Raw genomic sequence first — 15,020 nt, 5'->3', positions numbered from 1 at the left:
AATCATGGTTTTCAAGCACGCATCAAATAGAGCTTTTTCCTTTCGCTTGAAGAAGCGATGTTGAGCAATTGGCGGTATTTGGTGATCGTTCTTCTTACCATTTTCAAATGGAATTTTTCTTCAATGAGTTCTAAAATCTTAGCATCGCTCAAAGGCTCTTTTTTGTCTTCATTTTTAATCAATTCTAAAAGATAGTCTTTAATCACAGCGTTTGAAGTCTCGCTATTGTCTAAGGCGGTGCTAAAGAAATGTTTAATAGGGAAAACCCCCCTTTCGCATGCCAAATATTTATTAGAAATGGCCCTTGAAATCGTGCTTACAGAGTGATTAAACTCATTGGCTAAATCTAATAGCTTTAAAGGGCGTAATTCCTTACCCTTAAAAAAATCGTATTGATACTCTAAAAGCATGAGGCCGATTTTATAAATCGTGGCTTTTCTCAAATTTAGTGCATCAATCAAATCTTTAGCCTCTTTTAATTTTTCTTTTAAATAATCGCTATCCTTAAAGCGATTTTCTTCTAAACTGATCGTTGGGTAGCTCTCATCGTTCAAACGCACGATGATTTCATTATCCACTTCTACAATAAAAAGTTCAGGAATGACTTCTATTTCTTTTTCTAAAAACTCAATGGCCGGGGGGTTTTTAAAGGATTTTAAAATCTTTAAAGCCTTTTCGTAATAAAAATCTTTAGAAAATTCATGGTGTTTTTCTAAATTTAAAATGATTTTTCGCGCTTCTTCATAAAGTTCATTATCGTCTAATTCCCTACCCTCTAACTGAAATAAAAAGCCCTCTTTCACATCTTTAGCGCCAATGCCAGCGGGATTAAGGTAACTAAAACGCTTGCGCACTTTTTCATAAACTTCGCTCTCTACCCCTAAAATCTTAGCCCTTTCTTCAATGTTTTCTTCAAAATACCCTTCACTATCCAGCCCGCTGATAATATCCATAGCGATTTTTTGAGAGGTTTCAGTGGGAAAGAGAGGGGGAATGATTTGAGATTCTAGGGTTTCAAAAAGGCTTTTAGATGCGATTGCAAAATTTTCTAAATGATCGCTGCTCTTTTTAGCGCTAAAACGATCGCTAAAATTTTTGATGCGTTTGTTTTCAATTTTGATTAAGGGATTATCTAGGGCGTTTTGTTTCAACACTTCTTCTAAATCTTCAAGCTCGCTTTGTAAAATGGGGAGCCACCCTTTTAAGGTAGCGTTTAATTTGTTTTTGGGGCTAAGGTTTGCGCGTAAGATCGCCATGTCTATACCTTAAAATTTTCCCCTAAATAATACTTGCGCACCAAAGCGTTTTCATAAATTTCATTAGCGTTCCCGCTCGCTAAAAGCGTGCCGCTTTTAATCACATACGCCCTATGACACACGCTCAAAGTCTCTCGCACATTGTGATCAGTAATCAACACGCCGATGTTTAATCCAATCAGGCTTTCAATGATTTTTTGAATGTCAATCACCGCAATCGGATCCACGCCCGCAAAAGGCTCATCTAATAATACGAATTTAGGGTTTTTCATTAAAGCCCTAGCGATTTCTACGCGCCTTCTTTCCCCCCCACTCAAGCTCATGCCCTTGCGCTCTCTTATGGCTTGGATATTAAAAGCGTCTAGCAAGCTTTCCATTTTTTCTTCGCTCTCTTTAGAGTTTTTAAAAGTGCTCTCCCCCGCTAGGGCTAGATTCTCTTCCACGCTCAATTCTTTAAAAACACTAGATTCTTGGGGCAAGTAGCCTATGCCTAAGTTAGAACGCTTGTGTAAAGGGTATTTAGCTAAATTGACATCGTTTAAATAAACGCTCCCCCCACTAGGCTCTAAAAGCCCGCATATCATGTAAAAGGTGGTGGTTTTACCCGCCCCATTAGGCCCTAAAAGCCCCACCACTTCGCCGCTTTTCACTTCTAAAGAAACATCTGAAACAATTTTGGTTTTTTTAATCTGTTTGTTTAAATGCTCTGCTTTTAAAATATCCATTCAAGCGGCCCTTTAAGCGATCTTTATTGTATAAAAACGGCTAGTTGATTCGGTTTTAATTTCCACAACCTTAATAGCTAAATCGTATTTTTTTAAAATTTTTTCTAATTTTTCATCGCCCCATTCCACAAAATGAATCCCCTTTTCTAACAAGCACTCCAACATGCCAAGCTCCAAGCAAGCCTTTAAATCGCGCATGTAAAAATCATAATGGAACACGCTCTCGCTATAAGCATGCATCAAGCTAAAGGTTGGCGAAGTCGCTTGAATGTCTAAACCCAAGTGTTTCAAGCACGCCTGAACTAAAGTCGTTTTACCGCTCCCCACAACGCCTTTTAAAAGCACCACCCCCTTAAAATCATCTTTTAAAATTGCAGCCGCCACTTTATCTAACTCGTCTAAATTCGCTCTCATAACAATTCCACGCTTTTGATTTCAAACTCACTCTTAATCTCTTCAATGAGATTAGAATGGTTAGCCATAAATTCTTGCAACGTTGTAGGGGCTTCTTTTGGTTGGGTTTCTTTAGTCTCTTTAATCTCGTTTTCTTTAATCTCTTTTTCTTTAATCTCGTTTTTTTGAACCTCTTTTTCTTTCATTTCAGCCGTCGTTTCGGTGGTTGGTTTGGGTAAGATTTTTTCCCTTAAAGAAGAAATTTTAAAATCCTTAACCTCTTTAGTTTCTTCTCTAGCACTTTTATTTTCCAAATGATTTTTTAAAGCGATTTTGATACTTTCGCCCTTACCAAAAACCCCATCAACGATACTTTTCACGATTTTAAATCGCTCTCTTAAAAGCTCTTTATCCTTATCAGCGGCTAAAGACTCCCAAGTCAAGGTTTTAGTCTGGCTGTCAAAATCAATGAAACAGATATTTTTTTCAAACACCGCCCCTAATTCGTAGTTGCGCTCATAAACCAATGTTTGAACTTGCTTGAAAAGGTTGTGGAAAATGCGATCTTTAGCTGAAAGCATGGGAGTTTGTGGGGTTTCTGCGTTCTCTCTTTTTTCTAGTTTTTCTCTTTTTTCTGTTCCCTCTATCCTTTCTGCTTGTTCTATTTTTTCTGTGCCTTTAGATTCTTGTTTAGGGGCGTTATAGCTTATGCTAGGGCTTTGATTGAAAGGGGTTTGCTCTAATTCTACAATCGCATCGTCTAGGGCTTTGAGTTTTAAAGCTTCTTTGAATTTCATTTTCAATAACAACAGCACAAAACTGGCATTTGCCCCTTCTTTTAAAAGGCTCAAACTGCTCATAATGATTTTAAAAAAGCGCTCTATTAAAAGGATGGAATAAGAATCAGGGCTTAACAATTTCGCTTTCAAAAAAAGCATCATTTCTTCTAAAACGCCCTCGGTTTCATAATTTTCTAAAATGGCATAACGCTCTTGTAATCGCGCTTCATCTTGGTTGATTAGGCTTTGGAAAAAATCTTCTAAAACGCTCCGGTCAATCGCTCCTAACATTTCAGCCACCTTGCTTTCTGTGATAGCGTTATCGCAATAATTGATGGCTTGCTCTAAAAGAGTGATCGTGTCCCTCAAACTCCCTTGCCCGCTGTGAGCCAGTTTTTCTAACGCGCTACTTTCATAACTCACTTGTTCTTTTTCTAAAATGGTTTTTAAATGAGAAATAACGGAATTTTCAGGGATTTTTTTAAACCTGAAATGCTGGGTGCGGCTGAGTATGGTAGCGGGCAATTTCAAAGCGTCCGTTGTCGCTAAAAGGAATTTCACATGGCTAGGAGGCTCTTCTAAGGTCTTTAAAAGCGCGTTAAACGCTTCAGTGGTGAACATATGCACTTCATCAATGATAAAGATTTTATAGCGCCCAAAGCTTGGTTTGTAGCGCGTTTGCTCTATGAGATTACGGACATCATCAATCCCCCTATTAGACGCCCCATCCATTTCTATAATATCTATATGGTGGTTGTTTAAAGCGCTCTGGCATTGAATGCAAGTATCGCAAGGCACGGCTTTTGGCCCTTCTTCACACATTAAAGCCCTAGCAAAAATCCTAGAAGAACTGGTTTTCCCTGAACCCCTTAACCCGCTGAATAAATAAGCGTTAGCCAAACGCTGGTTGTCTAGGGCTAAAGAAAGCGTTTTAGCCACGCTCTCTTGACCGACTAGCTCGCTAAAATGTTTGGGGCGGTATTTTAACGCTAAAACTTGCATTGATCCTAATCCTTAAAACTCATTTAGGAGTATTGTAATGCAAAATGACTTAAAACTAGCCCCTTTTTAGGTTTTACTCAATAGCGCTAAAAAATCCCTGAATAAAGTAACGCTGAGCGTTCCCATGATAGCGGTTACAAAGAGATTCACGCCCATAAAGATTTTTTGGTTGTTCAAAAGTTTAGAGCCATAGCGTAAGGATAGGGTGCATAACAATAAAAGCCAAGAAAGGGCAGCCGATAAAGTGCCGGCTAAAAAGACAAATTTTTGAGCTAAGTTAAAAGATAAAGCGCTCGCGCCAATTAAAAACACCATTTCCAAATACACTTGAGGGTTGAGTAAGGTAACGCCTAAAGTGAATAATAAGGTCTTTTTTAAGGATAATTTTTTGGGGGTTTGGACTTGCTTCTTTTTAAAGGTTTGAAAAAGGGTTTTTAAAGCCAAAAAAGCGTAAAATCCGGTAAAAACTGCCCCAAATAAATTCAAAAACAAGCTCAAATAAAGGTTTTTAGCGAAATAAGCCCCCACGCCAAACACGCCCATGCTCATTAAGACAATATCGCACATAAAACACAAAGCGCAAATCAAAAACACATAGTTCCTAGCCATGCCTCGCTCTACAATGAACAAGGATTGCGCTCCCACAGCCGCGCACAAAGAAATCGCTAAACCAAAACCTTCTATAAAAACCACAAACATCTTGCTTAAATCCTTTCACTCAAAATAAGCTAAAATCATAACGCTACCATCAAAAATTCAAAAACGATATTTTAAAATTTTAGGGTTTAAAACGACCTTTATAAATAAAAATTAAATGATGATGCACGATGGCTTGCGCGAAATTTAAAAACCCCATTTTTACCGAATCTTAGTGGCGTTTGAGAATAAGTTAAAATTAACATGGTAGAATGCCGAAATTTGCTGTCGTCATGCGGCAAAAATTTAGACAACAAGGGATTGGGAATGAGAAGGAGTTTGGCTTTTTGCCTATTAGCTTTGCTTGGATTACAGGTTTTAGGCGCTAGGGATTTTTCGCAACTCAAAGATAAGGAGCTTTTAGAATTAGCAGGCACTCTGCCTTCTAATGAGGCGATTGATTATCGCATGGAAGTGTCTAAACGCCTTAAAGCTTTAAAAGCTGAAGACGCTAAGAAATTCCGTGCGAATTTCAGCCGGATCGCTAGGAAGAATCTTTCCAAAATGAGTGAAGAGGATTTCAAAAAAATGCGTGAAGAAGTGCGTAAAGAATTAGAAGAAAAAACTAAAGGTCTAAGTGCTGAAGAAATTAAGGCAAAAGGGCTTAATGTGAGCGTTTGCAGCGGCGATACGAGAAAAGTTTGGTGTAGGGCTGTTAAGAAAAAAGACGAACATTGCTCTCCTAAGTGAGATAAAATTTAATTTAAAAGGATAAAACATGAAAAAAGCGTTGAAAATACTTTCTGTTAGTGCGTTGTTATTTGTAGCTTTGAACGCCAAAGATTTCAGCAAAACAAGCGATGAAGATTTGGCTAAAATGGCTGGCGTTGTCGCTCCGCAGGATATTGTGGATTACACAAAAGAGTTGAAAAAGCGCATGGAAAAGATGCCTGAAGACAAGAGAAAGGCGTTCCATAAACAATTGCATGAATATGCGACTAAAAACACAGACAAAATGACCGTGGCGGATTTTGAAGCCCGCCAAAAAGCCATTAAAGAAGCGCTTAAAAAAGGCAACATGGAAGACATGGATGATGATTTTGGGTTGAGATCATGCAAGCATGGGAAAATGCACAAACACCATAAACACGGTGGTCATGATAAACATGGCAAAGGGCATGACAAAGAACAAGGCAAAAAAGACCACGATCACAATGATCATGGCGAAAATGAAAAATAAAGCTTAAACCACACCCCTTTCTCTATCAAAGCTTCAAATTCTTTAAGCAGAATCCTAAACGCTTTGAGCGTTTGGGATAAATGCGTTCTGTTAAGCGTTATCAAAATTCTATTCTCATTAAATATTGCTTATAAAATTCAAAAGATGGTTTCATTATTACAAAATTCAACACTTCAAAGATAAATAAGTTAAAATACCCCAAAATCCTTTTTTTTTTTTTTTTTGGAAATCCAATAAATTTGTGATAAAATTAAACGCATTGTAAATAAATTCTCATTTTGATACATTTTTTACAATAAAAACATTACTTTAAGGAACATCTTATAAAAAAAACGAAAAAAACAATTCTGCTTTCTCTAACTCTTGCGTCATCATTGCTCCATGCTGAAGACAACGGCGTTTTTTTAAGCGTGGGTTATCAAATCGGTGAAGCGGTTCAAAAAGTGAAAAACGCCGACAAGGTGCAAAAACTTTCAGACACTTATGAACAATTAAGCCGGCTTTTAACCAACGATAGTGGCACAAACTCAAAGACAAGCGCGCAAGCGATCAACCAAGCGGTTAATAATTTGAACGAACGCGCAAAAACTTTAGCCGGTGGGACAACCAATTCCCCTGCCTATCAAGCCACGCTTTTAGCGTTGAGATCGGTGTTAGGGCTATGGAATAGCATGGGTTATGCGGTCATATGCGGAGGCTATACCAAAAGTCCAGGCGAAAACAATCAAAAAGATTTCCACTACACCGATGAGAATGGCAACGGCACTACAATCAATTGCGGTGGGAGCACAAATAGTAATGGCACTCATAGTTCTAATGGTACAAATACATTAAAAGCAGACAAAAATGTTTCTCTATCTATTGAGCAATATGAAAAAATCCATGAAGCTTATCAGATTCTTTCAAAAGCTTTAAAACAAGCTGGGCTTGCTCCTTTAAATAGCAAAGGGGAAAAATTAAAAGCGCATGTAACCACATCAAAGCATCAACAAGATAATCAAACTAAAACGACAACTTCTGTTATTGATACGACTAATGATGCGCAAAATCTTTTGACTCAAGCGCAAACGATTGTCAATACCCTTAAAGATTATTGCCCCATGTTGATAGCGAAATCTAGTAGTGGAAGTAGTGGCGGAGCTACTACAAACGCCCCTTCATGGCAAACAGCCGGTGGCAGCAAAAATTCATGCACGACTTTTGGTGCGGAGTTTAGTGCCGCTTCAGACATGATTAATAATGCGCAAGAAATCGTTAAAAGAACCCAACAACTCAGCGCCAACCAACCAAAAAATATCACACAACCCCAAAATCTCAACCTTAACACCCCTAGCAGTCTTACGGCTTTAGCTCAAAAAATGCTTAAAAACGCGCAATCTCAAGCAGAAATTTTAAAACTAGCCAATCAAGTGGAGAGCGATTTTAACAAACTTTCTTCAGGCTATCTTAAAGACTACATAGGGAAATGCGATGCGAGCGCTATAAGCAGCGCGAATATGACAATGCAAAATCAAAAGAACAATTGGGGGAACGGGTGTGCTGGCGTGGAAGAAACTCTGAATTTATTAAAAACAAGCGCCGCTGATTTTAACAACCAAACGCCTCAAATCAATCAAGCGCAAAACCTAGCCAACACCCTTATTCAAGAACTTGGCAACAACCCTTTTAGGAATATGGGCATGATCGCTTCTTCAACCACGAATAACGGGGCGATGAACGGCCTTGGGGTGCAAGTGGGTTATAAGCAATTTTTTGGAGAAAAGAAAAGATGGGGGTTAAGGTATTATGGTTTCTTTGATTACAACCACGCCTATATCAAATCCAATTTCTTTAACTCGGCTTCTGATGTGTGGACTTATGGGGTGGGTAGCGATTTATTGTTTAATTTCATCAATGATAAAAACACCAACTTTTTAGGCAAGAATAACCAGATTTCTTTTGGGCTTTTTGGAGGAATCGCCTTAGCAGGGACTTCATGGCTTAATTCTCAATTTGTGAATTTAAAAACCATCAGCAATGTCTATAGCGCTAAAGTGAATACGGCTAACTTCCAATTTTTATTCAATTTGGGCTTGAGGACCAATCTCGCTAGGCCTAAGAAAAAAGATAGCCATCATGCGGCTCAACATGGCATGGAATTGGGCGTGAAAATCCCTACCATTAACACGAATTACTATTCTTTTCTAGACACTAAACTAGAATATAGAAGGCTTTATAGCGTGTATCTCAATTATGTGTTTGCTTACTGAGTGATTCAAGCTCTCTTTTTTAAGGGGGTTTAGAAAAATCGCAACATCAAGCTTTTTATCGTTGATGATAAAAGCTACAAAACCAACGGTGCGACAACAAACCCTAACGCTACGCTCAAAGACACGACTAAAACCCCAGGGATCAAAAACACATGATCAAACACATAACGGCCCATTTTAGTGGTGCCGGTGTTATCCATAGCGATCGCTCCTAGTAAAGTGGGGTAAGTGGGTAACACAAACAACGCCGAAACGCTCGCAAACGAAGCCACGATAATATACAAATGCTCCGTGTGGTTAGCGCTAATGCCTAAGGCTGTGATCACGCTTGGGATGAGCGCTTTAGAGGTGGCGGCTTGCGAATACAAAAGCATGGAAGCCAAAAAGAGCGCTACGGCTAATAAAAACGGGTAATCAGCGATCAAAAAAGAAGCGTATCGCTTGATTTCATCTATATGATTGCTCACAAAAGTATCGCCTAGCCACGCCACGCCTAACACGCACACGCACGCTTGCATGCCGGATTTAAACACGCTTGAATGAGCGATCTCATTAGCGTTAATTTTGCAAAAAAGCACAATGAGAGTCGCCACGCTCAACATGAAAGACACAATCGCGTAATCTCTGCCTAAAACCACCGGGCTAACAAAAGCGATATTTTTAGAAATCGCGCTCGCATAAAAAACGATCGCTACAACCCCACCGATAAAAATCCATAACGATAATTTCGCGCTTTTTGAGGTTTCTTTTTCTTCTTTGATTTTAGGGGGCGAGATTTTGCCCTCTTTCAAACGCTCTAAATAATGCGGATCGCTGTCTAATTTCAAATCAGTAAAACCCATCATAAACGCTGTGAGCATGCATGCTAAAAAAGTCGTAGGAATCCAAACCATTAAAAGGGTCAAGTAATTCGCCCCTAAAGGCTCTAAAATACCGCTCATAAACACCACCGCCGCACTCACCGGGCTTGCAGTAATAGCGACTTGGCTAGAGACTACCGCTAAGCTTAAAGGCGCTTTGGGTTTGATGTTTTGGCTCTGGCTCACTTCCACAATCACCGGAATCAAAGAAAAAACCGTATGCCCGGTGCCGGCCAGTATCGTTAAAAAATACGCCACGCTTGGCGCTAAATAGTTGATTTGCTTGGGGTGTTTTCTTAAAATTTTTTCAGCGATTTGGACTAAGTAATCCAAGCCCCCCGCTTTTTGCATCGCACTAATAGCGCTAATGACTGCCATGATGATTAAAATCACATCAAAAGGGATTTTGCCCGGATTTAGCCCCAAAAATAAGCATAAAATAAGCACGCCCAAGCCCCCCGCATAGCCCACTCCCAAGCCCCCTAACCTTGCCCCTAAAAAAAGCGAAAAAAGTAACACTACAATTTGAAAAAAGGCATCCACCATTAACCCTTTTTAAATTTATTTTAACAACGATTCACTATACTATAAAATCTTTTAAATTTCAAAAGGTAGTCTATAATGAGAATGTTTTTGAAATTGTTGATTCTTTTACTTTGTTTGAAAGGGCAAGTCATGGCTCAAAATTTACCTACCATTGCTTTATTAGCGACAGGGGGGACGATTGCAGGGAGCGGTGCGAGCGCGAGTTCGGGTAGTTATAAAAGCGGTGAGTTGGGTATCATAGAGCTTTTGAAGGCTATCCCTAGTCTCAACAAGATCGCCCGCATTCAAGGGGAGCAGGTTTCTAACATCGGCTCACAAGACATGAATGAAGAAATATGGTTCAAGCTCGCCAAACGCACCCAAGAGTTGCTAGATGATAGCCGTATTCAAGGCGTGGTCATCACGCATGGCACGGACACTTTAGAGGAGAGCGCGTATTTTTTAAACTTGGTTTTACACTCAACAAAACCGGTGGTGTTAGTGGGGGCGATGCGTAACGCTGCTTCTTTGAGCGCGGATGGGGCTTTGAATTTGTATAATGCGCTGAGCGTAGCGATCGATGAAAAAAGCGCAAATAAGGGCGTGTTGGTGGTCATGGACGATACTATTTTTAGCGCTAGAGAAGCGATTAAAACGCACACCACCCACACTTCCACCTTTAAAGCTTTAAACAGCGGTGCGATAGGGAGCGTGTATTATGGTAAAGTGCGCTATTACATGCAGCCTTTAAGAAAACACACCATAGAGAGCAAATTTTCTATTTCACAACTCAAAACCCCCCTGCCTAAAGTGGATATTATTTACACGCATGCTAGCATGACACCCGATTTATTCCAAGCGAGCCTGAAATCGCATGCAAAAGGCGTTGTGATAGCTGGGGTGGGTAACGGGAATGTGAGCGCTGGGTTTTTAAAAGCGATGCAAGAAGCGAGCCAAATGGGGGTTTTAATCGTTCGTTCTAGCAGGGTAGGCAGTGGTGAGGTTACTTCAGGTGAGATTGATGACAAGGCTTATGGCTTTATCACAAGCGACAATTTAAACCCTCAAAAAGCTAGGGTGCTTTTACAACTCGCTCTAACTAAAACAAATGATAAGGCAAAAATCCAAGAAATGTTTGAAGAGTATTGAACGATTCTCTTAGATCACCCAATTATAAAGATAATTGGGTGATTTGGTTTATTTTGTTTTTGACTTTATTTTCATCAAATATTGATAACTATCAAAATAGATTTTGATGAAGCTCCCCCTATTTTAAAAAGGAGATTTTTTAATAAGCAAACACATAACTCAAATACACGCTATAAAGCCTTCTGTATTTGAGTTCAGCCCCCATAAAAGAATAGTAATTCGTGGTAATGGTAGGGATTTTAATGCCTAGTTCAATGCCATGTTGCGCGGAATGCTCGCTGTCTTTTTTCTTAGCTGTAGCGAGATTGGTTCTCAAGCCGAGATTGAACAAGAATTGGAAATTGGTAGTATTGACTTTCGCACTGTAAGGGTTATTGAACGCTGTTAAATTCACGTATTGAGAATTAAGCCATGTAGTCCCTGCGAGTTGGATACCTCCAAAAAGACCCACGGAGAGCTTGTTGTTCTTTCTTGTGATGCTATCGTTGATAATATTCACTAACAAATCGCTCCCACCGCCATAAGTCCATATATCAGAAGAAGAATTAAAAAAGCTGGATTTGATATAGCCGTGGTTGTAATCAAAGAAGCCATAATACCTTAATCCCCATCTTTTGCTTTCGCCAAAGAATTGTTTATAACCCACTTGCACGCCAAGCCCGTTCAAAGCGCCGTTATTGCTTTGAGAGCTGATCATGCCCACTTTTTTAAAGGGGTTATTGCTCATCGCCGCTAAAGCTTGGTTAAGATTGGATTGCTGCTCTGGGTTGATTTGGTAGTTGTATTGGCCCGCTGCTGGGGCGTTTTTATCGTGAGGTAGTGTAACAATGTCTTTTGTATTGACTTGATTGTGCGGGAGTTTAGAAATCTCTTCACTCAAATTCTTAGCGTCGTTATAAGTGGTTACAATCTCTGCTTGATTGGATTTTAGGTTATAAACATCTCTAGCCACGCTTAAAGCCGCATCCACCCGGTTACCATAATAACTCACATTGTTTTTAATCGTCTGAATTTCTTGGTTCAAATTCACCTCCTGTCTGTAAGGGTTAGTAGGCGTTTGACCGATATTGGGTATTTTCAAATAAGCTTTCTCTAGATACTTATACTGCTCTGCAGGGATAGAACTAAAGAGGTTGAAAATGTCTTTGGCGTAAGAGATGACTTGCTTTTGGTTTTGGGCGAAATTGTAGATGTCTTTAGCGAAATTAGGGTTTGTTTGAGATCCTGTAGCTTGAGCTTGCAAACTAGCAGATAGGGTGTGGTTACTTTGAGAAAGCGTAACCGCTTGTTGCAAGATAGGTATCATCGCCTTAATGTTGTTAAACACCGCGTATTGCGTTGGGTAACCAGTGGATTTGATAGCGCCGGATGTATTTGAAACACCACTGATGACGATATTTTCCCACATCATAGCCGTATTAGTGTTTGCGATTAAATCCATAAGCTTTTGCGCGGTTTCAAGAGCGCTGCTTACGGTTGAGCTTGGCGAGTTTGAACCTTCTGTTGTGGTGCATCCGGATAAAGCGCAAAGATTGTTGCCTTTAGTGGTAGCGTTTTGTTGGGCTGCTTGGAGGCTTTCAGCGAGTTTTTTCATCTCATTATAAGTGGTTTGATTCATAGCGCAATTTTCAATTCCTGAGCAGTTTTTGACAATCGTTTTAAAAGGAGGGTTACCCTGAACATTAGCGGGTTGTTGAGCATTCTTATTGACCACAAAGAAAGTGAAATAGTTCCCCGCATAAAAGACTCCAAAAACCCAATACCGAAGTGATAACGGCTTGCACGGCGTTGAATATGGGCGATTGGGTGGTGCTGTTGTAGTTGTTGTTGGTAAAGCTTTTTAAATAGTTTAAAGAGCTATTGACCAGCTCAATGTTGTTGGCGTTTTGAATGCTTTGCTTCAACGAAGCCACCTGATTTAAATACTGGTTTAATTGCTCGTATTTTTCGTTCAAGTTTTTCAATTCACCGGTGTTTTTGACCATTTGCACCGCTTCGCCGATTTGATAGCCCGCGCTCACAAAAAAGCCGTTGTCTTCAGCATAAAGTAATGACGCTGCAAGGGATAGAGAAAGTAAAAATCGTTTTTTCATAAAAGTGTTCCTTAAAGTAATTTTTTTGTTGTAAGAATATCATGAAGTGATAATATATTTACAATGAACCTAATTTTACTATAAATTGATTGGATTTCAAAAAAAAAAAAGATTTTGGAGTATTTTAACCTATTTATCTTTGAAGCGTTGATTTTTGTAACGATAAAATGATCTTTTGAATTTTATCATCAGTGTTTAATGGGAGTGAAGCCACACTAAAACAAGAACGCGTAGCTGACAAAAACTTCTTTATTCCTAAAAACGCTGAAGTTTTGTCGGATCGTTTGTTGCTGCCACACATTGCTAGAGCCAAAATTTTTCCAACTTTGCGCGCTCAAGCTGTAATAAGGGATTTTTAGCCCCACATTGAAGCGGTTGTGCTTGCCTATATACAAAGAACCCCCAAAATTCACAAAAAACCCCCCACCCGCTGCAAAAAATTTATCGTCTTGTTTCGTGTTTTGGTTTTGATAGTTAGGACTCCACAATATCGCGTATTCCACCCCACCCCCACCAAACACGCCTATTTTAAAAAACAGCATTTTTTCCGTTTTTAAAGCGAGTTTTAAAAGGGTGTCTATAGGGAGATTAACAAACACATTCACATTCAAACCAAACGCCATGAAATGCCCGTTATTGAAGAGAAAATCTTGAGGGCTTGGGGTTTTTTGCAAAACTAAAGGGCCTTGAGTGTTTGAAGCAGGATCGTAGGTTTTAATCGCGCTTGGGTCATAATTCGCTTGGGATAAAAGGGTGTTACCCCCCACTTTTTGGCCTAATTGCGCTTTAGCGTATTCTACATCCCCCCACACCCTTAAGCCTAAAATATGGTATTTATCAATAGCTATTTCATCGCCTATTTGCCCGGTATAAGATAAGTTTTTACCCCCCTGATAATGGGCTTCTAATTTCTCGCCATAACACACGCTGCTAGGGCAAGTGGGGTTGTCTTTATAGGCTTGTTGCCACATGCTTGTGCGCGTATTAGTCCCTGTGCCTAGCCTAAAACCTAGATAAATGTGGTTTTTCGTTTTAAAAAAAGGCGTTTTTTCAGTGCTATTGCCCCACAAAACCCCCAAACTGGCTAAAAAAATGAACGCTTTCAAACGCTTTTTTGATTCAATTCTACCCATAATGGCACTTCACTTTGTAGCATCTCTTGATTAAAAAATTCCTCTATACTCTCTCGCATGCTCTTTATTTCTGTAAGGGTATTGACACAATTACGAAACGCGCTCGCTTGCATTTCGCCCTTAGCGTAAGCATGCAAGTTCTTCCTAAACATGATTACCCCCCTATCCCCATAAAACTCCACCATTTTATCAAAATGTTCTAAAACCAGGTCTTTTTTCACGACTGCGGGCAATTTTGTGGTGTTGTTTCTGATTTGCCAAAATATCCATGGGGCTCTTAAGGCCGCTCGCCCTATCATTAGCCCATCCGCTTGAGTGATTTGCAAGACTTCAAAAGCTTTTTTCACGCTGTCAATTTCGCCATTGGCTATCACAGGCTTTTTTAAAATCCCTTTCATTAAAGCGATGCTTTCATAATCTATTTTGTCTTTTTGGTATTTGTCGCTTCGTGTCCTCCCATGCACCACCACATAATCCACCGGCGCATCATTCAAGGCATGAGCGATTTCTTTAGGGATTTTCTTTTCAAAGCCTAAACGCACTTTCACGCTTGTGATTTTTTTATTGGTGTTTTCTCTAATCACTTTTAAAATCTCCACCAAGTGGTTTAAATCCTTTAACAGCCCGCTCCCATTACCATGATTAGCCACTTTAGGAGCAGGACAACCGCAATTAAAATCAATCCCACTCACATGATCTAAAGCGTTGATTTTCTCCACCGCTTCTTTGACGACGCTTTCTTTAGAGCCTGAAATTTGTGCCATGAAATGATCTTCTAAAGGGGATTTTTCTAACATTTTAGAAGTTTTATCAAACGCATACACTAACGAATGCGAGCTCACCATTTCGCTTGTGGTAACGTCCACGCCAAATTTTTTTACCACGCTCCTAAAAGGCAAGTCCGTATAGCCTGCTAGAGGGGCTAGAAAAAGCCATTTTTTATTTTTAAAGTCCATCCGCTCTCATATCAAAGTTTTTTG

The 15,020-nt window shown here is 39.6% G+C and carries 12 protein-coding genes and 1 pseudogene; 4 read left to right on the top strand and 9 right to left on the bottom strand.

Annotated elements, in window-relative coordinates; translation table 11 throughout:
- Nucleotides 1-11: 11 nt before the first annotated feature.
- The 5 genes from HPB14_RS03105 to HPB14_RS03085 all read right to left on the bottom strand — a co-directional run bounded on the left by HPB14_RS03105 (nt 12) and on the right by HPB14_RS03085 (nt 4,854).
- A complete protein-coding gene (locus tag HPB14_RS03105; RefSeq protein WP_000996414.1) occupies nt 12-1,256 on the bottom strand; it encodes an RNA polymerase factor sigma-54 in 1,245 nt (414 codons plus the stop codon).
- Between the two features lie 2 nt (nt 1,257-1,258).
- Nucleotides 1,259-1,981 (bottom strand): LPS export ABC transporter ATP-binding protein, encoded by a 723-nt coding sequence (gene lptB / locus HPB14_RS03100; protein ID WP_000353252.1) that lies wholly within the window; start codon nt 1,979-1,981, stop codon nt 1,259-1,261.
- A gap of 12 nt (nt 1,982-1,993) precedes the next feature.
- Nucleotides 1,994-2,395 carry a tRNA (adenosine(37)-N6)-threonylcarbamoyltransferase complex ATPase subunit type 1 TsaE gene (gene tsaE, locus HPB14_RS03095; RefSeq protein WP_001202505.1) on the bottom strand — a complete coding sequence of 134 codons (402 nt, stop codon included), beginning with the start codon at nt 2,393-2,395 and terminating at the stop codon, nt 1,994-1,996.
- The gene (locus HPB14_RS03090) at nt 2,392-4,155 is read right to left on the bottom strand and encodes a DNA polymerase III subunit gamma/tau (protein WP_001197474.1); all 1,764 of its coding nucleotides are present in this window, start codon (nt 4,153-4,155) and stop codon (nt 2,392-2,394) included. The genes tsaE and HPB14_RS03090 overlap by 4 nt, the downstream gene beginning before the upstream one ends.
- Nucleotides 4,156-4,221: 66 nt before the next feature.
- On the bottom strand, nt 4,222-4,854 hold the full coding sequence (locus HPB14_RS03085; RefSeq protein ID WP_000498386.1) for a LysE family transporter: 633 nt from the start codon (nt 4,852-4,854) through the stop codon (nt 4,222-4,224).
- A gap of 264 nt (nt 4,855-5,118) precedes the next feature.
- Between HPB14_RS03085 and HPB14_RS03080 the strand changes: the two genes are divergently transcribed.
- From HPB14_RS03080 to hopQ, 3 genes are all read left to right on the top strand, one after another.
- On the top strand, nt 5,119-5,541 hold the full coding sequence (locus HPB14_RS03080) for a DUF1104 domain-containing protein (protein ID WP_001254626.1): 423 nt from the start codon (nt 5,119-5,121) through the stop codon (nt 5,539-5,541).
- A gap of 28 nt (nt 5,542-5,569) precedes the next feature.
- Nucleotides 5,570-6,031: a sialic acid-binding protein gene (locus HPB14_RS03075; protein WP_000709616.1), complete on the top strand. Its 462-nt coding sequence runs from the start codon at nt 5,570-5,572 to the stop codon at nt 6,029-6,031.
- A gap of 323 nt (nt 6,032-6,354) precedes the next feature.
- Nucleotides 6,355-8,280, top strand: a complete 1,926-nt coding sequence (gene hopQ / locus HPB14_RS03070; protein ID WP_041199431.1) for a Hop family adhesin HopQ — start codon at nt 6,355-6,357, stop codon at nt 8,278-8,280.
- 74 nt (nt 8,281-8,354) lie between these two features.
- On the opposite strand, the gene HPB14_RS03065 is transcribed toward hopQ, so the two are convergent.
- Complete coding sequence (locus tag HPB14_RS03065) at nt 8,355-9,686, bottom strand: anaerobic C4-dicarboxylate transporter (RefSeq protein ID WP_014658456.1); 1,332 nt, start codon at nt 9,684-9,686, stop codon at nt 8,355-8,357.
- A gap of 75 nt (nt 9,687-9,761) precedes the next feature.
- Between HPB14_RS03065 and HPB14_RS03060 the strand changes: the two genes are divergently transcribed.
- Nucleotides 9,762-10,814, top strand: coding sequence for a type II asparaginase (locus tag HPB14_RS03060; protein WP_001242257.1), 1,053 nt, complete (start codon nt 9,762-9,764; stop codon nt 10,812-10,814).
- A gap of 139 nt (nt 10,815-10,953) precedes the next feature.
- Here HPB14_RS03060 and sabA read toward each other — a convergent pair.
- The 3 genes and pseudogenes from sabA to HPB14_RS03045 all read right to left on the bottom strand — a co-directional run bounded on the left by sabA (nt 10,954) and on the right by HPB14_RS03045 (nt 14,996).
- Nucleotides 10,954-12,907: pseudogene (gene sabA / locus HPB14_RS03055) on the bottom strand (Hop family adhesin SabA/HopD).
- 215 nt (nt 12,908-13,122) lie between these two features.
- On the bottom strand, nt 13,123-14,040 hold the full coding sequence (locus HPB14_RS03050) for an outer membrane beta-barrel protein (protein ID WP_000532461.1): 918 nt from the start codon (nt 14,038-14,040) through the stop codon (nt 13,123-13,125).
- The gene (locus HPB14_RS03045) at nt 14,010-14,996 is read right to left on the bottom strand and encodes a tRNA dihydrouridine synthase (protein ID WP_000346151.1); all 987 of its coding nucleotides are present in this window, start codon (nt 14,994-14,996) and stop codon (nt 14,010-14,012) included. Before HPB14_RS03045 ends, HPB14_RS03050 begins: the two co-directional genes overlap by 31 nt.
- Nucleotides 14,997-15,020 lie beyond the last annotated feature (24 nt).

This window comes from Helicobacter pylori HUP-B14 (assembly GCF_000259235.1).
GTDB classification, from domain to species: domain Bacteria; phylum Campylobacterota; class Campylobacteria; order Campylobacterales; family Helicobacteraceae; genus Helicobacter; species Helicobacter pylori_CU.
This window is presented reverse-complemented; position numbering and strand designations above follow the sequence as displayed.

Excerpts from the sequence above, each read along its gene's own strand:
- tsaE (WP_001202505.1), bottom strand. The coding sequence starts at position 2,395 with ATGAGAGCGAATTTAGACGAGTTAGATAAAGTGGCGGCTGCAATTTTA.
- HPB14_RS03045 (WP_000346151.1), bottom strand. The coding sequence starts at position 14,996 with ATGGACTTTAAAAATAAAAAATGGCTTTTTCTAGCCCCTCTAGCAGGC.
- HPB14_RS03090 (WP_001197474.1), bottom strand. The coding sequence starts at position 4,155 with ATGCAAGTTTTAGCGTTAAAATACCGCCCCAAACATTTTAGCGAGCTA.
- HPB14_RS03080 (WP_001254626.1), top strand. The coding sequence starts at position 5,119 with ATGAGAAGGAGTTTGGCTTTTTGCCTATTAGCTTTGCTTGGATTACAG.
- HPB14_RS03085 (WP_000498386.1), bottom strand. The coding sequence starts at position 4,854 with ATGTTTGTGGTTTTTATAGAAGGTTTTGGTTTAGCGATTTCTTTGTGC.
- lptB (WP_000353252.1), bottom strand. The coding sequence starts at position 1,981 with ATGGATATTTTAAAAGCAGAGCATTTAAACAAACAGATTAAAAAAACC.
- HPB14_RS03060 (WP_001242257.1), top strand. The coding sequence starts at position 9,762 with ATGAGAATGTTTTTGAAATTGTTGATTCTTTTACTTTGTTTGAAAGGG.
- HPB14_RS03065 (WP_014658456.1), bottom strand. The coding sequence starts at position 9,686 with ATGGTGGATGCCTTTTTTCAAATTGTAGTGTTACTTTTTTCGCTTTTT.
- HPB14_RS03050 (WP_000532461.1), bottom strand. The coding sequence starts at position 14,040 with ATGGGTAGAATTGAATCAAAAAAGCGTTTGAAAGCGTTCATTTTTTTA.
- HPB14_RS03105 (WP_000996414.1), bottom strand. The coding sequence starts at position 1,256 with ATGGCGATCTTACGCGCAAACCTTAGCCCCAAAAACAAATTAAACGCT.
- HPB14_RS03075 (WP_000709616.1), top strand. The coding sequence starts at position 5,570 with ATGAAAAAAGCGTTGAAAATACTTTCTGTTAGTGCGTTGTTATTTGTA.